General features: G+C 40.4%; 16 protein-coding genes. 1 reads left to right on the forward strand and 15 read right to left on the reverse strand.

Translation table 11 applies throughout. The features are described from left to right. Positions 1-29: 29 nt before the first annotated feature. The 4 genes from carA to ACPEIW_RS03900 all read right to left on the reverse strand — a co-directional run bounded on the left by carA (position 30) and on the right by ACPEIW_RS03900 (position 3601). Positions 30-1244 carry a glutamine-hydrolyzing carbamoyl-phosphate synthase small subunit gene (gene carA / locus ACPEIW_RS03885; protein ID WP_425663138.1) on the reverse strand — a complete coding sequence of 405 codons (1215 nt, stop codon included), beginning with the start codon at positions 1242-1244 and terminating at the stop codon, positions 30-32. A 192-nt stretch (positions 1245-1436) separates the two neighbouring features. Beyond that, entirely contained in the window at positions 1437-1925 is a 489-nt protein-coding gene (gene nusB, locus ACPEIW_RS03890; RefSeq protein ID WP_425663140.1) for a transcription antitermination factor NusB, read from the reverse strand. A 26-nt stretch (positions 1926-1951) separates the two neighbouring features. Then, complete coding sequence (gene efp / locus ACPEIW_RS03895) at positions 1952-2515, reverse strand: elongation factor P (protein WP_004130995.1); 564 nt, start codon at positions 2513-2515, stop codon at positions 1952-1954. 126 nt (positions 2516-2641) lie between these two features. Beyond that, complete coding sequence (locus ACPEIW_RS03900; protein ID WP_425663142.1) at positions 2642-3601, reverse strand: hypothetical protein; 960 nt, start codon at positions 3599-3601, stop codon at positions 2642-2644. A 196-nt stretch (positions 3602-3797) separates the two neighbouring features. Between ACPEIW_RS03900 and ACPEIW_RS03905 the strand changes: the two genes are divergently transcribed. Then, positions 3798-6257, forward strand: a complete 2460-nt coding sequence (locus tag ACPEIW_RS03905; protein ID WP_425663144.1) for a BspA family leucine-rich repeat surface protein — start codon at positions 3798-3800, stop codon at positions 6255-6257. Positions 6258-6354: 97 nt separating this feature from the next. Here ACPEIW_RS03905 and pyrE read toward each other — a convergent pair whose 3' ends face one another. The 11 genes from pyrE to metE all read right to left on the reverse strand — a co-directional run bounded on the left by pyrE (position 6355) and on the right by metE (position 20448). Continuing rightward, positions 6355-7047 carry an orotate phosphoribosyltransferase gene (pyrE, locus tag ACPEIW_RS03910; RefSeq protein WP_425663146.1) on the reverse strand — a complete coding sequence of 231 codons (693 nt, stop codon included), beginning with the start codon at positions 7045-7047 and terminating at the stop codon, positions 6355-6357. 72 nt (positions 7048-7119) lie between these two features. Then, complete coding sequence (locus tag ACPEIW_RS03915) at positions 7120-8103, reverse strand: dihydroorotate dehydrogenase (RefSeq protein ID WP_016635432.1); 984 nt, start codon at positions 8101-8103, stop codon at positions 7120-7122. A 10-nt stretch (positions 8104-8113) separates the two neighbouring features. After that, complete coding sequence (locus tag ACPEIW_RS03920) at positions 8114-8998, reverse strand: dihydroorotate dehydrogenase electron transfer subunit (protein WP_425663148.1); 885 nt, start codon at positions 8996-8998, stop codon at positions 8114-8116. Between the two features lie 170 nt (positions 8999-9168). Then, entirely contained in the window at positions 9169-10203 is a 1035-nt protein-coding gene (gene pyrF, locus ACPEIW_RS03925) for an orotidine-5'-phosphate decarboxylase (RefSeq protein ID WP_422112640.1), read from the reverse strand. Between the two features lie 84 nt (positions 10204-10287). Then, entirely contained in the window at positions 10288-11700 is a 1413-nt protein-coding gene (locus ACPEIW_RS03930) for a dihydroorotase (RefSeq protein WP_425663150.1), read from the reverse strand. Positions 11701-11809: 109 nt separating this feature from the next. Next, positions 11810-13036: an aspartate carbamoyltransferase gene (pyrB, locus tag ACPEIW_RS03935; RefSeq protein WP_422112642.1), complete on the reverse strand. Its 1227-nt coding sequence runs from the start codon at positions 13034-13036 to the stop codon at positions 11810-11812. 140 nt (positions 13037-13176) lie between these two features. After that, the gene (locus tag ACPEIW_RS03940) at positions 13177-13509 is read right to left on the reverse strand and encodes a type II toxin-antitoxin system RelE/ParE family toxin (RefSeq protein WP_004131015.1); all 333 of its coding nucleotides are present in this window, start codon (positions 13507-13509) and stop codon (positions 13177-13179) included. Then, positions 13509-13742 (reverse strand): hypothetical protein, encoded by a 234-nt coding sequence (locus ACPEIW_RS03945; RefSeq protein WP_422112643.1) that lies wholly within the window; start codon positions 13740-13742, stop codon positions 13509-13511. Before ACPEIW_RS03945 ends, ACPEIW_RS03940 begins: the two co-directional genes overlap by 1 nt. Before the next feature lie 95 nt (positions 13743-13837). Beyond that, a complete protein-coding gene (locus ACPEIW_RS03950) occupies positions 13838-17134 on the reverse strand; it encodes a bifunctional [glutamine synthetase] adenylyltransferase/[glutamine synthetase]-adenylyl-L-tyrosine phosphorylase (protein ID WP_425663153.1) in 3297 nt (1098 codons plus the stop codon). A gap of 126 nt (positions 17135-17260) precedes the next feature. Beyond that, positions 17261-18115, reverse strand: a complete 855-nt coding sequence (gene metF, locus ACPEIW_RS03955; protein ID WP_004131021.1) for a methylenetetrahydrofolate reductase [NAD(P)H] — start codon at positions 18113-18115, stop codon at positions 17261-17263. Continuing rightward, a complete protein-coding gene (metE, locus tag ACPEIW_RS03960) occupies positions 18112-20448 on the reverse strand; it encodes a 5-methyltetrahydropteroyltriglutamate--homocysteine S-methyltransferase (protein WP_425663156.1) in 2337 nt (778 codons plus the stop codon). The genes metF and metE overlap by 4 nt, the downstream gene beginning before the upstream one ends. Positions 20449-20535: the final 87 nt, after the last annotated feature.

Genomic DNA, 20535 nt, shown 5'->3' on the forward strand with positions numbered 1-20535 from the left:
TATAAATTCCTTTTATCTCTTTATACCTACTATTTTTCGCTTTTATTCTTGTGATTTTGCATAAGTTCTACAAAGCGATCAAACAAGTATGATGCGTCGTGAGGTCCTGCGGCTGCTTCTGGGTGATATTGCACAGAAAAAGCTGGAATATCAAGGCATTGCAAGCCTTCTACAACATTGTCGTTAAGATCTACATGAGACACTATTACGCGACCAAAATGGCCATTTTCGTAAGGCGATTGAACAGTCTTGCCAATAGGAGCATCTACAGCAAATCCGTGATTATGCGCCGTAACTTCCACTTTTCCAGTAGTAACGTCTTTTACAGGCTGATTTATGCCACGATGACCAAACTTAAGCTTGTATGTTCCAAAGCCGAGCGCGCGACCAAGCAATTGATTTCCAAAGCATATTCCAAAGAATGGGTATCCTGCGTCTAACACGTTACGCAATAATTCCACTTCGCGATTTGCTTGAGCAGGGTCTCCAGGACCATTCGAGAAGAACGCGCCATCTGCGTTAAGCGCTTGAAGCGACTCAAAGCTTATTGAGGAGCTTACAACGTGCACACGGCATCCACGCTGCGCCAAACGGTGAGGAGTCATGGCTTTTATTCCAAAGTCAACAGCTACAACAGTGTAAAGAGGCTCTTTGCCTTCATAATCCCCGCAAGGCTCAATCGTATAAGCTTCTTGCGTACTAACTTCGTCTGTTAGTCGCAAGCCTTGCATTTGAGGAGTTTCTTTAATTTCATTTACAAAAGATGCAACTGTGCGAATTGCTCCAGTAGTTTTATCTATAAGAGCATCATTAGAAAAAATGCCGGCACGCATAACGCCAACTGAGCGTAAATGTCGTACCAGCATTCTTGTATCAATACCACTGATTCCTACAATACCTTGTTTTTCTAAATCATCTTCCAAGGAACCAGTGGCTCTCCAATTGCTAACATTTGGACTTGGAGCTTTTACAACGTATCCTGCAACCCATATTTTTGACGACTCTGGGTCTTCGCCGTTTATTCCCGTGTTTCCTATGTGTGGGAACGTTTGAACAACTATTTGTTGATCATAACTTGGATCAGTAAGTGTTTCTTGGTAACCAGTCATTCCTGTAGAGAACACGATTTCAGCGCGTGTAGAACCTTTTGCGCCAAATGGTTTACCAACGTAAACTTGCCCGTCTTCCAATACTAATACTGCATCATCAGTGCCGAATCCGGCGAAGGTGTCGTTATAGTCCACCTTAACCCCCTTATGGCTTTAGGTTATTCGTGGCAAGTCTACTCATATTGTCGGACGGCGACGCGCCGATGTATTACAAAACAAAAATCCGCCTACTTTTACAAGCAAGCGGATTTACATGTTTTACGACTATTTTGCAAAAGACTATTTTGCAAAACTAAAATCTGGATCTAAATCTGACTTTACAAAAGACTAATCGTTTTCTTTCGATTCTTGCGATTCTTGCGATTCTTCTGCTTCACCAGATTCACCAGATTCACCATTAAACTTAGCCAAGCAAGCGTCTTTGTCGGAAACAATTGCGCTTAAAAGACCATGAATAAAGGTGATTGCTTCATCGTCACTATATGTTTTAGAAAGAGCAATTGCCTCATCAATCGCAACTTTATCTGGCACTTCGTCGTTTAGAAGAATCTCCCAAACAGCAATGCGCAAAATATTGCGATCAATAACCGCCATTCTTCCAACTTTCCAGCCTGTTGAATAGCGATTTAAGGTTTTATCAATCCTATTTCTACGCTCTCCTACTCCGCGAATAATATCAACAGCATAATCCGGAAGAGGAGTTTGCGCGCCTGGCTCTTTCAAACGTTCGTCGAGTAAAGAAAGAATATTCTGACTTTTCTCGTCTGCCTCATAAAGAGTGTTCAATGCCCTCTTTCGAGCAGTGGAGCGTGCCATATTAGCGTCCTTTTTATAAGTTTCTACTAGTTTTCGCGACCAAGGTAAGAGCCGTCACGAGTGTCGACCTTAACCTTTTCGCCTTCACCAACAAAGAGTGGAACCTGAATTTCGGCACCAGTTTCCACGGTTGCAGGCTTAGTACCAGCGTTAGAACGGTTACCTTGCAAGCCTGGCTCAGTGTGAGTAATTGTCAAAATTACAGACGCTGGAAGCTCTACGCTCAAAGGAGTGCCATCATGGAAGCTAACAATGCAATCAGTTCCTTCAAGAAGATACTTGCTTTGATCTCCAACCAAATCCTTAGGAATGTACACCTGGTCGTAGGTTGTCATATCCATAAACACAAAGTTATCGCCGTCTTCGTAAGAGTATTGCAAAGTACGGTTATCAACGGTCTCGAACTCCATCTTCATGCCGGCGTTAAAAGTCTTATCGACAATCTTGCCCGAGAGCACGTTCTTAATGGTGGTACGAACGAAAGCAGGACCTTTGCCTGGCTTTACGTGCTGGAACTTAACAACAGTCCAAAGCTGACCTTCAAGGTTCAAAACCGATCCATTTTTAATATCATTGGTAGTCTGTGCCACGAGTTATCCGTTTCTTTCGCTAATAAAGCTGCAATGCGTGCAGCTAAGAAATAAACCTTGCTTATTATGCCACAAAGCGTCAACTAATTAAAATAACAACTAAAATAACAACCGCATTTAACGCAATTATTCGTTACTCTGATCGTTTTGTTCCGAAGACTCTGAGTTTTGACTACGACCCATTGGAATATAGCCACCTTGATCATCCTTAGAATGTGGAGCATCAAAAGGATACCCATTGCCATCTCTGCTTAAAAATCTATCGCTCACTTTTTTAATTCTATCTTCATACTGGCTTATAACAGCTTTTATTTTTTGATAAGCCTGCTTTAACTCTGTATAATTATTGCTGCTTTTAGCAAGAGCATTACCAGCATCATTAGCAGCATTTTCTATACTTTTAGAAGCAGCAGCTAAAATAGGCAAATTTTTCGCTTTTTCTACAAGCTCTCTAGCTTTTTTAACAAGATTTAATAATTGATCTCCAAAAGCAGTCCTGCTAGTTTTTAGTAAATTCTTTGCATGCGTTTTAACAGAATCAGCATCTTTACGCAAAGAATCCAATTTGTCTGAAAGCTTATTTTCAACTCTTGTAGAATCGTAAGAATCCGCGCCAAGTGGGCATGCTTGAATATCATCATTTAAGTCATCATTAGCGTAGCTTAGAGAAGATTCAAAATCATCTGCAGCGTCTTTAGCTGCATCAAAATCTTCATCAAAATCAGCAGCTTTTATATTAGAAGCATCTTTAACATCTTGACTTGATATAATTTTTTTAAGCTCTTCTTTAGCATTGATTACTTTTTTGCGCAATTGAACGCAATTTTTAGAAGGCTCACTTGCTTTTAGATTAGGCTTAGAGTTATTAGCAAATAATACAAACCCTAATCCAGCAACAACTCCGATTGATATAAGAGATGCACAAACAATAACAGCAATAGCTTTTTTATCGCTTAACAAGGAGTTGTTTGAATCATTATTAGAGGAGCCAAAAATGTTTTCTGGCTCGTAGGCATCTTGATTATTAAAGGAAGCGATATCATCCAAATCTTCTGATTCTTGGTACTTATTATTGCTGTTTTCCATATTATGAGATTAATACAATCTTTTGATATTTTTACTCACATATAAAAGCATCATTATAAAACACTAATTTATAATTATTTTTACAAAAAAAGAACATAAACTAACATATTATCTTTACTTTATTCATAAAGACTGATATATTTAACATGTTCTAACAAGAACGAACATACGCATGATTTAACAGAGAAGAGAAACCATGAGAAAAAATATATTCGCATCTTGCTTATCTTTAGTAATAATTTTCTCACTAATACCAACTCAAGCCATTGCTCGCGAAAAATTAAACACTGGGCTAACGCAGTATAACGAATCTGTTGCATCTAATCCAAAAAACAAAGAAAACGCACTAAACACTTGGCATGAAGCAAAATACCAGGGATTCTTTGATCCAACTCCTACTGGACTAAAGTGGAAGTTTGACAAATCAACTAACACTCTTGAAATATCAAAAATTAGCAGGACAGATTTTGCATCTAACTCAATTGAAAAAATAATTTCATCTAATAAAAACAACCAAGATGGCGTAAATTTTGATACATCTAAAGTCAAAGTCATAAATATTGTTCAATCAGGCGATCAAACTGAAAATGCTGGAAAAATCCAACTTGGCAACGGTGCTAGCAATCTGTTTTCAAACTTTGCAAATCTAGAAACAATAAACAATTTGGATTTATTTGACACTTCTAATGTAGAAGATATGTCTGGAATGTTTTCTTCAACACCTAAGTTAAAAAACATTAATGGCGCTAAAGACTGGGACACAAGCCGCGTAACAGATATGAGCAGCCTGTTTGAAGAAAGCGGAATAAGCAGCATAAACCCAATATCTAACTGGGACGTTAGCAACGTTGAAAACATGAAGCAAATGTTTAGAAACACAAAAAATTTGCGTACAGTTCACGGATTAGACGAAAAGTGGAACACTAACAACGTTACAGACATGACTAGCATGTTTGAAGGCAGCGCAATCGAATCTGCAGACGGCATTAGAAACTTTAAAACGCGCAATGTTCATCATATGAGCCAAATGTTCTACCAAGCAAAGAATCTTTCAAACGTTAGGGGAATTACTTGGGACAACACCTACTGCGATGAAGCAACTGGAATGTTTGAAGAAAGCGGCTTAACAACTACCGATGGCTTGGAAGTGTTTACAAACAACAATCTTGCTTCAATGGGAAGAATGTTTATGAACGCCAACAAGCTAGAAGACATTAAAGCGCTTGAAAATTGGGATATTAGCAATACTAACGACATTGGCAGAATGTTTACTGGAACAACCTCGCTTAAAGAAGCTAATCTTGGAAAATGGAAGACTTCTTATGTTTCAAACATTATCGGCCTTTTTGAAAACAGTGGCGTTAAAAAGATAACTGGCTTAGAAAATTGGGATACAAAAGATGTTTGGAATATGGGAAAAGCATTTTCAAATACTCCTAATTTAACGCAAATACCAGGAATCGAAAAATGGAACACTTCTAGCGCAACAGATATGAACGATATGTTTGCAAACTCTTCTGTAACTTCGCTAGATATTTCTAAGTGGGATTTAACGCAGGCTCTTAATGGTCAAACTGGTTCATCAAATAACGGCGTTAGGAACATGTTTGGCGGCAGCAAAATCGATGATATTACCATTCCATCTGGAGTGGATCTTAAGCAAACAAATCTTTCGGCACTTACTGATATTTGGAAAGAAGCAAGCGCACAAGATGGAAATCTTCTTATTAAAGAAGGTGGATTCTCAAATAGTGAAAAAGATTTAATAGAAAATAACGCAAAACAAAGCAAAGAAAGCGGCTCTAGAAGATTCTTACGCGGATACTTTATGGCTACAATAAAACACGGCGATGCTAATATTAATTGCTTAGTTAATACGAATGGAAAACATAATTTTGTTGATGCAATTGTTAATTGTAAAGATTCAAATAATAAAATAACTGACTTCCGAAATCTAGGTATAGAAAAAGCAAACGCAACTTTATCTACGATTCTAGGCTTAAAAGACGAAGTGATTACAGATTGGAATAATGGGAACTTTGCTTTTAATACAGATTTAAGCAATCTTGATTTAAGTAAAGATTTTAATTTGACTGTTAAAACTAAAAGCATTCAAAAGGAAACTTCAAACGTTGTTGAGCCTAGTAGATCTGAATCTTCGGACCATGATTCTGATTCTGATTACAGTTTGAACAAATTATTATTCATTCCTTTTAATAAAGATGATTACAATTATAGTAGTTATAATCAAACCAGTGTTGATGCGAAGACATATACTGCAGAACAACAAAAGGTTGTAGAACCTAAAACTGCAGAATCTGCTAAATCGCAACAAGAAAATCAAGATACTTCTTACAAAGCAGAAATCGCCAACAAAACTGCAACAAATAAGAATCAAACCGAACAAAGCAGCAACTCAATCAGAAATAACGCTGATTACAAAGATTTGCAAAGCAATGATTCTAAAGAAAACAACTCTAAAGATAATGATTCAAGTAAAAGCGTAAACAAAAAGAAGGACGCACTAACAAATAACAGCCATATTGCGAAATCAGCCTCTTCAACCAATAATACGCATGTATTGGCTATTGCTATATTAGTTGTATTTGTTGTTGCAATTGCTGGAATTGCAACCTTTGTTTTAAAGAAAAACTAAAACATTTGCAATAGTTTTCCGCAAAATGTTGTACCACACACCGTGTTTTGCAACATTTTGCGGAAAACTTTAAGATCTTTTATTAAAACGCTATATATCAAGCGCCGTATTGAAGAAGATATTTAGCAGCGCTATCTGCCAACTGCTGATTCATTACGGGCTCCCCGTTTGAATTACTAATCCTCTTAGCTGCATCGAAGATTTCACGCACGTTAGCAATTGGAAGCACTGGGAAGCCAAACTCTTGCTCTACTGCTTTTACTGCAGAAAGATCACTGTCTTTTGTGCGCTCCATTCTATCTACTGCCAAAATCAAGCCAACAACTTGCACATTTGCTTCTGCTTTAAGCTTTGGCAAAGTTTCGCGAACTGCAGTCCCAGCAGTCATAACGTCGTCAACCAGCAACACATTCATGCAGTCTTTTAGCGGCTTTCCAACCATCATTCCGCCGTCGCCGTGATCTTTTCGCTCTTTTCTATCAAAAGTAAAACCAACTGGCATATTGTAATTATTCGTTAAAGCCATAGACGTAGAAACTGCCAAAGGAATGCCTTTATAAGCAGGACCAAAAACTGTGTCAATATTGCTAGAAAGAACACCATCTTTTATTGCTGCAATAATTCTTTGAGCGTAATAATCGCCAAGAGAAGCGATTTTCATTCCGTCGTCAAAAGCACCAGCATTAATAAAGTAAGGCGACTGGCGACCAGACTTAAGCGTAAAATCACCAAATTTAAGCGCGCCTGAATCAAGCAAAAACTTTGTAAAATCCTCGTGTAATTGTGCCATAATTAACTCTCCTTGTTAAATCTGTCTTGAATAAATTGTCTTAGTAAATTGTCTTAAATAATGCATTAAATGTCATCGCCAAGTTTTGCCTTCTTTAAGCAAAGACGCAAGCTTTGGGCGCGAATCAAGCAAATCGTCAAGCTCGCGCGCAATGCGAATCGGAGCAGTAGGATCAACAAGAGCCGCCGCCCCAACTTCTACAGCATTAGCGCCAGCATACAAGTATTCCAAAGCTTTCTCTCCAGAATCAATGCCACCAATGCCAATGATTGGAATATCTGGCATAGCTTGACGAACTCGCCACACGAAGCCAAGTCCAATCGGAAAGATTGCAGGACCAGAAACTCCACCCGTACGATTCGCAATAATCGGCTCTCCTGTGCGAATGTCAATTCGCAAACCAACCAGCGTATTAATCATGCTTAAAGCATCTGCGCCAGCATCAACAGCAGCTTTGCAAATAGAAACAATATCTGTAACATTTGGCGTCATTTTTACAATCATCGGCTTATCTGTCATTGCGCGAAGTCGCTTAATTAAACGATGCAATGCAACTGGGTCTGTGCCAACACTCATTCCGCCATGAGTTACATTTGGGCAGCTAACGTTAATCTCTAGCATATCTGCCGCGGAATCCGCAAGCTTTTCAACAACTTGCGCATAATCTTCGTCACTGTGGCCTGCAACATTTGTGATTACAAGCGCTCCAAGCTTTTTTAACTTTGGAAGCTCGTCTACTAAATAGTGATCAACTCCAGGATTTTGCAAACCAACAGCATTCACCATTCCAGAAGGCGATTCTGCAGTGCGCGGAGAAGGATTACCCTCCCAAGGAACTGGGGAAACACCTTTTGTACAAATTGCTCCAAGTTGGCTAACGTCATAAAAGTGCGCGCAAGCTGCAAGTTGGAATGTGCCAGACGCTGTTCCAACCATGTTTTTCCACTCAACTCCCGCAACTTTAGTTGAGTGCTTCCAAACGTGGCTAGTGTCAAAACCAAGATTTTGCGCATTATTTTGCGCGTTTTCTAAAGCATTATTTGTTTCATTGCTCATGTTCTTTCCTTTACTCCCAGCCTAATCTTTCAGCATCAAACACTGGTCCTTCGTTACAAACTTTAAGTCTGCCTTCTAAAGTATCTACAACGCAAGCAACACAAGTTCCATAGCCGCATCCCATTCTTGCTTCTAGGCTTAGCTGACATTTAACATTACGCTCATGCGCCCAATGAGCTACAGCTTTCATCATTGGCATAGGCCCGCAAGAAAGAATAACAATAGGCAAATCACCATTAAAATCAAAATGATTTTCTTGCTCGAGTTCATTAAGCAAAGTAATAACAGTTCCTTGCGCGTTGCTAATGCTATAAACGTTATCAACGTATTCCTTCATAAACGAGTCAGCAAAATGATTATCTCTATATCCAAGAACCGCACTCACTTTGCAATCCTTGTTTTTTGCAATCGCTTGAGCAGTACAAATCAAAGGAGGAACGCCCAATCCTCCGCTTACAAGAACATAGTGCGCTGGCTTAGAAATATCAAAGCCCAATCCTAATGGCCCTAAAGCGTCTACAGTGTCACCTGCTTTAAGCTGTGCAAATTCGGCAGTGCCTTTACCAATAACAGCAAAAATAAGACTAAAAGTGTCTCCATCAACGCTTGCAACACCAAATGGCCGAGGAAGCATAGTTGTAGAATCTGGAGAATATAAGTTAACAAATTGCGCAGGAGTGGCCGTTTTAGCAATAGCATCATCGCGCAAAACTAAGCGATACACACCTTCGTCAAGCTTTTGATTATCAAGAACTTCTATTGGGCGCCTTCCTAAAAGACGGCTATATTTTGGCTTACTAGAATCTGAACCCGAATAGTCTAAAAAGCTTTCACGAATAGTAAATATAAAGCCTCTAGAAGATTTTCTAGTTTGAATAAACATGCCATCACTCATGTATTTGCCCTATCTTGTTTAATGTGTAACTGTTTAGTTTTTAGTTATTTATGATTTGCGATTTACAACTTGCGATTTATAATTTGCAACTTATAACTTGCGATTTGTAGCTTGCTATTAGCTATAAATTATATTCGCTTATGTTTATCTATATTCACTTATAAATCGATTCACTTATAAATCGCCTGCCTTAAATCATCTCGCATATTAATAGCAGCACAAGCAGAAGAATGTGCAACAATATCTAGAATGTCATCTAATGAAATTGAAGATTCGTGCTTTTTATAAGATTCACTGTTTTTCCAAGCGCCAATAATTCCGCGCGAAGAGTTTACTATAGCGCCACTGCCATTTTCATCAAACATTCCAGCAACATCTTGTGCCGTTCCGCCTTGTGCTCCGTAGCCTGGAACAAGAAAGAAAGTATGTGGCATAAGTTCGCGCAATCGCTTGCCTTCTTGTGGATGAGTTGCTCCAACAACTGCTCCGACTCTAGAATATCCGTGATTCCCAATGTTTGATTCGCCCCAATTTTCAATCAAGCTTGCCATATGCTCGTAAACTGGCTTGCCATCTTCAACAACAAGCTCTTGCAACTCTTTGCTAGAAGGATTAGACGTGCGCAAAAGCACAAAAATGCTCTTATTGCGCAAAATTGCTTCGTTTACAAAAGGCATAACGCCATCCGAGCCCATATACGGGTTTACAGTAAGCGAATCCTCGTGCCAAACATCCTTTGTGCTAGAACTTTTTAGAAGATTAAGCAAAGACTCGTCAAAGTCGTAAGATTCATCGCTAAAATACGAATCAAGATTAGCAAATCCTCGCAAATGCGCAGCATACTGGCCTGCCGTAGAGCCAATATCTCCTCGTTTTGCGTCTCCAATAACAACTAAGCCTTTGGATTTAGCATAATCGCAAGTCATTGTGTAAGTGTCAATTCCAGCAGGGCCAAGCGCCTCATACATTGCAATTTGTGGCTTAACAGCTGGAACAATATCGCAAATCGCATCAATAATTGCACGATTAAACTCAAAATAAGCAGCACCAAGCAAAGTTGACAAAGCTTCTTCACTCTCTACTTCTTGCAAAACTTCATTTGCTAAGCCGCTTAAAATTTGCGCAGGCAAAATACCAGGCTTTGGGTCTAAGCCAACAACAGTAGGATTTTGCTTTGCTGCAATCGCTTCTACTAACTCGTCCATTTTGCTCCCATTTTTATTATTTTTTACGACTTACTCACGCGACTTACGCATACGACTTACACATACGACTTATTAAATACGCGGCTACATTCTAGAAAACGCAATTTGCGATCCAATAATAGTTGCCACTGGCCTGCCCTTTAATTGCCACCCGTCAAATGGCGTATTTCTGGCTTTTGAATGGAATGAGTTTGAATCCACACTCCACTTTTCGTTCATATTAATCAACACTAAATCAACGTTTTCTGGGTGCTCCGTGTCGCTTAATCGCAATGTACGCCGAAGCGCGCACTTGGAAGACACGTTTAGCAAAGCCGAAACATCCGTAGGTCTGCGGCTCATTAGTTGCATTGGATTAACAGACATTAGCTCAATTAAATGCTTATCGTCCGTGTATCCTGCATCCACAAGCACTTTTCTACAAACCGCGTACGCGCATTCTAAGCCAATAATGCCATTAGGCGCGCTCGCAAAGTCGCCAGATTTATCTGCATCTGTATGCGGAGCATGGTCAGTCGCAATCATGTCTATAGTTCCATCTGCGATTGCACCAAGAGTAGCCTGTCTATCTGCTTTAGACCTAAGTGGAGGATTCATTTTTGCGTTAACGCCATACTTAAGCACATCTTCATCGCAAAGAGCAACGTAATGCGGAGCTGTCTCGCAAGTAATAGGCAATCCTTCCTTCTTAGCTTTGCGAATCTCTTCAAAAGCAGCTGCAGTACTCACATGCTGGAAGTGCACGTGAACGCCGCTAACTCGCGCAGCATCAATGTCTCGCTTAACAATCGCAAGCTCCGTAGAAGCAGGAATTCCACCAACTCCTAAAATCTTAGCAACTGGGCCTTCGTTTACTGATCCAGAATCGTGATGCTCACAATGTTCAAGAAGAGACAATCCTGTTTCTTTAGCGATTTTTAGAACGTCTTGCAAAATCGAATCTGTAACTGCAGCACCATCGTCACTGATTGCAACTACAGGATGCTTCTTCATCGGAGACGTTTTTTGACTATCTTCGATTCCAGGAACATACTTTTTCCACAAATTAACGTTGCTAGGATCAACGCCACTTCTTCCGCCCGATGCGCAAACGCTTAAATCGTAGCGAACTGGCAATTTTACGCCATATATGCAACCGTATCTTTGCAAGTAGTCAATCACATTTTCCACATCAAAAGGAGCATCATTCCAAGGCTCGCCATCAACTGCTGGAATCGTGTTTGGCATAATCAAAACTTGCGTATATCCGCCTGCAGCAGCAGCATTGCCGCCAGTCATCATCGTTTCTTTATCTGTTTGACCAGGATCTCTAAAATGCACGTGTGGGTCCGCAAAACCAGGAGCAACAATCCAATCACTCGCATCAATTTCTCCGCATATTCTGGCATTTGGCTCAATTAAAGCATCTTGCCGCACACCTTCTACGATTAAATCGATGCGCTCACTAGTATCCCAAACTGCAATATTTTGCAAAGTTAAGGTTCGAGAGTTATTCATATTGCTCCTAGTTTGCTCAAGGTTTTAAGTTATTAGATTATTTTAGATTACTTTATATTTCAATTGCGTTAATCGCGATTATTTGCGCGTTTTAGTGCGCTCAATCTACTTATGCTTCTTCGTCGCAATACAAACATCTATACACATTTGCGTCAGAATCGTCCTTATAGAACTTTTTAACTAACGACAATTCACTATTTGTTATGCAACGAATATTAGGACATTTAAGATCTTTAGGCGCGTTTTTATCTTCTTTATGAACACGAGGATTAGCCAGCGAAATTCCATTAGCATCGTAAGCTTGCGATTCGTCTTTAGGCACATTCACAAAATCTGTTGGCTCATAGCCCAAAAGCTCATCTCCAAGAACAGAGCTTTCAAGAGCCATTCGCATAAGCATACCGTTTTTAACTTGCTCAAAGTATGCTGCACGAGGGTCCGCGTCAACATCAACCGCAATCTCGTTAATTCTAGGAAGTGGGTGAAGAACAGCCGTATTAGGCTTTGCTTTTTGCAATTTTTCTTCCGTCAAAATGTAAGTATCTCTAAGTCGCAAGTATTGATCTCTGTCTGTAAAACGCTCTTCTTGAACGCGAGTCATGTAAAGCACGTCAAGCTTGCCAATAACTTCCATCAAATCGCGAGTTTCCTCGTAAGAGCACGATTCGGTTGCGTTTATACGATCAATAACGTATTGAGGAGTTTTAAGCTCATCTGGACTAATCAACACAAAATGAACATTTCCAAAGCGGCATAAAGTTTCAATAAGCGAGTGAACTGTGCGGCCGTACGTTAAGTCTCCGCAAAGCCCAACTGTTAAATTATTCAGTCTGCCAAATCGTGCAAGAATCGTTGCTAAATCTGCAAGAGTTTGAGTAGGATGCATGTGGCCGCCGTCTCCTGCATTAATTACTGGCGTGCTAACAGCTTGCGTTGCTACAAAAGCGGCGCCTTCCTTAGGGTGACGCATTGCTACAACATCTACATAGTTTGACACCACTTTTAACGTGTCGCTAACTGTTTCGCCTTTACTAGCACTAGAAAGTTGAGCGCCTGCAAAGCCAATCACCTTGCCACCTAAGCGAAGCATTGCTGTTTCAAAGCTTAATCGCGTGCGCGTACTCGGCTCATAAAAAAGAGTGGCCAACACTCTGCCATCGCAAGTGTGGGCCACTTCTTTTCTGTGCGAATCAATGTATCGCGCTTTATCTAAAAGCATTCGTATTTGCGCCGTGGAAATATCGTCTAAAGTAACAACGCTTTTGCCTGCTAACGATTGAGCAATTGCGCAACGAGAAAAAACTTGATTTGAAGAATCATAAAATGCGTTCGTCATAATAGAACCGCTTACCTTTCGCTAGTTGGCAAACGACCGCGATTGTGCGCGACCTACGTAATATTACTGATTAGCTTTGACGAAACCCATACTCGGAGTGGCGAACAACTATAACTTATTATGCAACATTTAATAAGTATTTAATCCAATAAATCTATTTGTTCCAATACAGTTTGTTGATTACATTTACCATAAGTAACCTTCAAAATATAAACTGTATTTTTTTCTAAATCAACTCTGTAATAAATAAGAAAATTCTTTACAACAATACGACGCACACCAAGTGAATTCCACGGCTCATACTTAACTACAGGCGCAAACTGAGGAAAAAGAGATAGTCTTTCAATATTAAATTTAATGATATTAATAATTCTGGCAGAAGTTTTCTTAGAAATATTAGATGCAATATAATCTCTTATATTTTTTAAATCATTTTCTGCATCTTGAGTAACAAGAATATCAAAAGAACTCATTACAAGCCCTTTTCTAACTCAGCAAAAACATCTTTATATGGTCTAGATAAACCAGAAGCTGACTGCTTGTAACTATTCATAAGTTTTGCAGCAAAATCAGTAGAGAATAATTCGTCATTTTCTTCTAAATTTTCACTACTGACTGTTTGCTTTGTACGTGAAGAAACATCAGAATAAAAAACTGAAGACTTAGCTCTTTCTTTTACATCAATGCTTATCATTGAATTTTTCATTAAAAATCACCTCCCATCCTGCAATTATAACTTAAAGAACAGAATGCAACAATAAATTCGAAGCTACAAAATATGACTAGATTGCGACTGTAAACTTAGCGACAGTAGAAGAGACGAGACATGACTTCGCGGCATTGACGCATAACAGCCATTAAATCGTTTTCAAAAACGCGACCCTGGTTTGGATCATATCCAAGATAAGTTGCGATTCCACCCAAAGAATAAGAGTCTGTTGGAATAACATCCGCACGCTCAAGGGAGCCAGACCACAAGAAGTTTGCATTTCGCACTGCAGAACACATATGCCAGCAGCGCTCTAGCACATTTGCATCTTCATCTTCAATCAAATGCAATTCTTTAAGCGCTTTCAACGCTTGCATTGTGCCAACCGTGCGCAAAGACTCGTATTTTCCAGCGTATTGCAATTGCAAAAGCTGAACAGTCCACTCAACATCACTTAAACCGCCGCGCCCAAGCTTCAAATGCCTGTCTCTGCTAACTCCTCTTGGCAAACGTTCTGCTTCCATACGCGCTTTAAGCTTACGAATTTCCGCTAATTGGGATTCGCTAAGAGGCTCCAATGAATAGCGCAAATCGTTTACTACTCCACTTAGCAAAGCATCTGCCAAATCTTTAGAACCTGCAGCAAAGCGCGCGCGCAAAAGTGCCTGATTTTCCCACGTACTTGCCCACTTTTGGTAATAATGCTCGCACGATTCTAGCGAGCGCACAAGCGGCCCATCTTTTCCTTCTGGTCGCAAATCTAAATCGACCATGATTTTTGGTTCTAAAGTAAGAGGACCTTGCAAAATATTGCGCAATATGTCTACAGTAGTTTGCGCAAAACGGTGAGCAAGATTCGCTCCAGAATCATCGCTAGAATCACAACCGCAAATATCTTGTGTAGGCTTATAAACAACCATCATATCTGCATCAGAGCAGAAGTTAACTTCCCTACCGCCATAACGTCCGAGGGCAATAATTGAAATCGAAGCTTTGCTCTCATCTAGGCACATTTTGCGAGACGCATCTTTCATAGCCCATTGCAAAGCAGCATCAAGAACAGCGTCAAATACGTCACTCATTGCTTGCATCGAAGTATCATCGTCAATTATCCCACACATCCAAGCAAGAGCTACTCGCTCAATTTCTTGCCGTCTTAAAGCGCGCAAAGATTGAGCAAAATCCGCAATACTGCTTGAATATCTTGCAACCATTGCTCGCGTTTGCATATCTAAGCTTTCTCTGCCTCTTGGCGCAAGCGTCGAGTCGTCTCCAAGCCAAGTTATCGACTGTATGGACTTCATCATTGCATCGCCTAAATAGCGCGAATCAGACAAAACATGGCAAAGCCGTTGAGCTGCGCTAGGAGAGTCACGCAAAAATCCAAGATACGTATTTTTTCCACCAAAGCGTTCGGAAAGTCGTCTAAAAGCAAGCAAACCCATGTCGGGATTTTGACCTTCTCCAAGCCATTTCAACACTGCAGGAAGCAAAATTCTGTGAATTTTAGCAGCACGCGAAAGTCCCTCAGTAAGCGCTTCAACATGCATTTGTGCAGCTTTAGCGTCCGCAAATCCGATTGACGCAAAGCGAGCGCGAGCAGCCTCAGCAGACAGCACAATAGGATCCGCATCCGTTTGCGCATTAATCGGAAGCATTGGGCGATAATAAATATCTTTATGCAAGTGTCTAATTTCTCGTCGCGCTTTGTCGAATCGCGCAACAAGCTCTTCTGGCTTAAGTCTAACAGCTCTAGCAAGACGCCTAATTTGCTCGTTACTGTTAAGTTCTTCTACACTAATACTTCTTGCGCGATCTAATCCACCATTTCCTTGCGCACCTAAATCTGGGAATAAATGCGTACGTTGCATATTCCACATTTGCTGGCGATGTTCTAGCACGCGCTCAAAACGGTAGTGTTCTGCCAAAATCGCAGCTTGCGATCTAGAAACATAACCTCCAGCAGATAATGCGTTAAGCGCGCCTAGAGTATCTCTAACTCGCAAAGACTTATCTTCACTTCCGTGCACAAGTTGCAACATTTGCACAGTAAACTCAACATCGCGCAATCCTCCGCGACCAAGCTTCATGTCTAAATCTCTATGAGACGCAGGAATCAAAGACTCCACTCGCTGTCTCATATGTTGGCAATCTGCAACAAAGTGTTCACGACCAGACGCTTTCCAAACAAGCGAATCTGCCATTTGTCTATAATCTTTACCAAGTTGCACATCTCCTGCAGCTGGCCTCGACTTTAGTAATGCTTGAAACTCCCAACTACTTGCCCACTTTTCGTAGTATTCTCTGTGCGATTCCAAACTCCTAACAAGCGGACCATCTTTACCCTCTGGCCTTAGAGCAGTATCAATTTGCCACAATGGCGGCTCAGCGCAACCCATTACAACCGACTGACATACTTTTTGCAAAACAAGCGCAATAGAAGAACCAACTCGCAAAGCTTCATCTTGTTTAACGCCATTAGTTGGCTCTACTACATATATTAAGTCAATGTCGGAAACGTAGTTTATTTCTTGCGCTCCCAATTTTCCCATTGCGATTATTGCAAACTTGCAACAGCAAGATCCAGAAACTTGCCCGCGCGCAATCGCAAGAGCCGCCTCTAAAGCAGCATCCGCAGCATCCGAAAGTTTACAGCTTATATCTGGCTGCAATTCTACAGGATCTGCGCTCGCCAAATCGTATGCCATACTCGCAGCAATATGCTGGCGATATCTCGCTCTAAGCGCACAAACAGCTTGTGCAAAACCCATGGAGCTTATTGGAACAGTGCACGAATCGCAATTCTTATCGTCATCTTTTTCTTCATTTACTACTGTTGCACTGTATGATTGAACAGCTTCTAGTAAATCCGAAACACGCTCTTCTAAAGTCATATGTAGCAAATGATTTGGGTCATTTGCGGCAGCGCTTATTAAGTCTTCGCGTGTTCGCATTAGCATTGCAAACGCTTTAGATGCTCCAAGAACTTGCATTAAAGACGAAAGCGGACTTGTTATTAGTGAATTATTAGAGTTTTGAGCAATATTTTCAACAACTTTTTTATGCGATTGATATATGTCGTTAAACGCTAAAATTGCATAATCTGGATCTTCGACTCTGCTTATGCTTTCTAAAATTTTAACCGCGTTTACTGAATTATTTGCACAATTTTTGCAAACATCTTCTATGGCTTTACGAGCAGATTCTGGTCGCGCAAACCCTGCTTTAACTAGGCTTCTATACGATAAGTCATTTTCTTGAGCAAAATTTAAGCTATTTTTTGAACGATTTTGCAAATCATCTTTTAAGCCCACGTTCAAAATCGCGCTGAAGCCATTGCTTAAATCTCCAGCATTACTTGATTCTTTGCTCATAACGCCACTGTACATTGTGGTGTCGTACAACAATATTTTGCACGGCACCACATGCACAAATCACAAAAATCGAACAAATCGCACAATTTGCGCAATTTGCATAATCTACATGATTTACACAATTTGCATAAATCGCATAATCTACACGATTTTAGTAAAAAGTGGCTTAACGTTTGACCAAATGCTTCTAGTAACGCCAGGACGATTCATTGTGTACAAGTGTATTCCGTCTACACCTTCCGCAACTAAATCGTTAATCTGTTGAGACGCAAATATGCTTCCAGCGTCTTGCAAAACTTCTGGGTTACTTCCCCATCGCTCAATCATTGCTAAAACTGGCTCACTCATTTTAGAAGAGCACATTTTTGTCATTCGCTTAACTTGATTTGCATTTACAACAGGCATAACTCCAGCTTCAATCGGAACGTTAATACCAGCTTTTCTAGCTAAATCTCTAAAGTGCAAAAAGTCATCGTTATTGTAAAAAAGTTGCGAAATCAAGTAAGTTACTCCAGCATCCACTTTTCGCTTTAAATTATCAATGTCTTCTTGCAAAGTAGCAGCTTCTGGATGTTTTTCCGGGTAGCATGCGCCCAAAATAGGTAAATCTGGTCGCTTTGAGCGAATATACGATACTAAATCGCTTGCGTGATTAAACACTCCAGCAGCATTCTGATTTTCAATAACGTCTCCACGCAAAGCTAAAACGCCACTAACGCCAGCCTTATCAAACATGTCTAAAGCTTCGTCAACATCGTCATAATCCAAGTATCTTGCTGTTAAGTGAGCAACAGTCTTAATGCCATACTCCGATCGAATAGTGTTGGCGATTCTAGCAGTAGCAGTTCGATCCGAAGATTTTCCTGTTCCGTAAGTTACAGATATAAAATCTGGATCCAAACCCCTTAAGCCGTCTAAAGTGTCGTAAATCGTGCCTATTGGAGATGTTCTTTTAGGCGGAAACACCTCTAGCGAAAACTTTGGTTTGTACGTCATTTTAGACCGCCACCCAATTCGCTTCTAACTTTTTTAGCTGCCGAAACAAGATTTTGCAAGCTAACCCAAGTTTCTGCATTGCCACGAGTCTTCAAGCCACAATCTGGGTTAATCCAAAGTTTGCTTGCTGGCATTTTGTGCAAAATCTCGTGAATCCTATTAACAATTTCTTCTTCGCTAGGAACGCGAGGAGAGTGAATGTCGTAAACACCAGGGCCTGCTTCTGTTTCAAAGTTCGCGTTATGAATAGCGTCCAAAACAACTAGATCTCCGCGCGAAGCTTCAAACGATATTACATCCGCATCCATTGCATCAATGTCTCGAATAATGTCGTTAAACTCCGAGTAGCACATATGCGTGTGGATTTGCGTAGTAGCATCTACAGCAGAATGCACAAGACGGAAAGATGCAATTGCCCAATCCAAATACTTCTTATGCCAATCAGAACGCCTAAGCGGAAGCTTTTCACGCAAAGCTGCCTCATCGATTTGAATTACGCGAATTCCAGCACGCTCCAAGTCCAAAACTTCGTCTCTAATAGCAAGAGCAAGCTGCTGCGTTTGTTCTTCGTGCGTAATATCTTCTCGAGGCCAAGACCAGTTAAGAATCGTAACAGGCCCCGTTAGCATGCCTTTCATAACATGGTTTGTGCGGCTTTGAGCGTACGCACTCCACTCTACTGTGATTGGCTGCGCTCTAGAAACATCGCTCCAAACGATTGGAGGCTTTACGCATCGAGTTCCATAAGACTGCACCCAAGCGTTTTTTGTAAACTTGAATCCGTGCAAATGCTGGCCAAAGTATTCAACCATGTCGTTTCGCTCAAATTCGCCATGCACAAGAACGTCTAATCCAATGCTCTCTTGGTGTTCTATGCACTCGTCTATTTGCTTGGCAATAAACGCGTTGTATTCTTCTTTGCTAATTTCGCCTTTTCTAAAAAGCGCTCGAATTGACCTTATTTCTTTTGTTTGAGGGAAAGATCCGATAGTTGTTGTAGGTAAATCAGGCAATCCTAATGCTTCTTTTTGTAATTTTTGACGCTCCGCGCGAGATGGCTTTCGCTCAAAATCTTCTGCCTTAAGGCTTGCGATTCGCGCTTTAACGTTTTCGTCTACTTTTACTCTAGACCCATCAAATAATGCCTGGTTTTGCGCTAATTCCTTGCTATTTTTAAGCTCATCATCATTCAAAACGCAAAGTTGAGCAATTTCGCTTACTTCCTTCAACTTTTCTACAGCAAACGCAAAATGCTTTAATACGTCTTCGCCAAGCTCTTCCCCATCCGTGCTAAATGGAACATGCAAAAGCGAGCATGCAGTAGAAACAGCTATGCGATTAGTAACGTTCTTTTGCAAAGCATCTAGCAAGCCAAGGCTTTGTGCGTAGTCATTTTTCCAAATGTTTCTGCCATTTACAACTCCCGCAAAAATAGTTGTTTTCTCGTTTACTCCATATTTTTGCAAAGCTTCAAGGTTTTCTTCTTTGCCTTCTACAAAATCTAAGCCAATTGCATCGAAAGCTAAATCGTTTAGCGTTTGGTACGAGTCGAAAACATTGCCAAAATACGTGTTAAGCAAAATCTTAACGTTTTCAGCATTCTCTGTGCTTTCAAGTCTGCTTTCAAGAATCGGCTTATATAAGTCGCTAAAAATCCTTAAATCGCCATCTTCTTTGTCTAAGCACAAGTATGGTTCGTCAAATTGCAACCATTTTGCTCCAAGACTTGCAAATCGTTTTACAATATCGCAATACGCGTTTGCTAATGCTTCAATCGTCTCTTTGTTTGCTTCTAATTCTTGAGCTTGAGGATTGCGAGCAAGCTTTAAGAAGGTGTATGGGCCAATCAGCACTGGCTTTGTTTCAATTCCTAGCGCGTTTGCTTCATTAAACTCGTCGAATGGTTTTGTGCCATCTAAATGCAAATTTTGCGGATTTTCTACTTCTGGAACAATGTAGTGGTAGTTAGTTGTAAACCACTTCTTCATTGGAAGAGCTGTTACATCCCCTCTATCCCCTTGATATCCGCGCGCGATTGCAAAAAGCGTATCTTCTGCATTTTCAAACTCTAGATTCTTGTACCGTTCTGGCACTGCACCAAGCAGGATTGCTGTGTCTAGCATTTGATCATAGTAGCTAAAATCGTTGCTTGGTATAAGTTCTATTCCAGATTCTGCTTGAATTTTCCAATGCTTTTTGCGCAAATCTTTTGCAACTTGTCTTACTTCTTCTAGAGTTGCGTCTTTTTTCCAATAGCGTTCAATAATTTTTTTAAGCTCGCGATTTGCGCCGATTCGTGGGAATCCCTGTACGGATGTAAGAACAGTATGCATATATCCTCCAAATAATTAACAACCTGATTCAGCCTAGCAAACATTTGGCTTAATGAGGTCATTACCTATTTTGGGGTGTCGTTATAA

This window comes from Gardnerella piotii, from assembly GCF_049815665.1.
Classification (GTDB): domain Bacteria; phylum Actinomycetota; class Actinomycetes; order Actinomycetales; family Bifidobacteriaceae; genus Bifidobacterium; species Bifidobacterium piotii.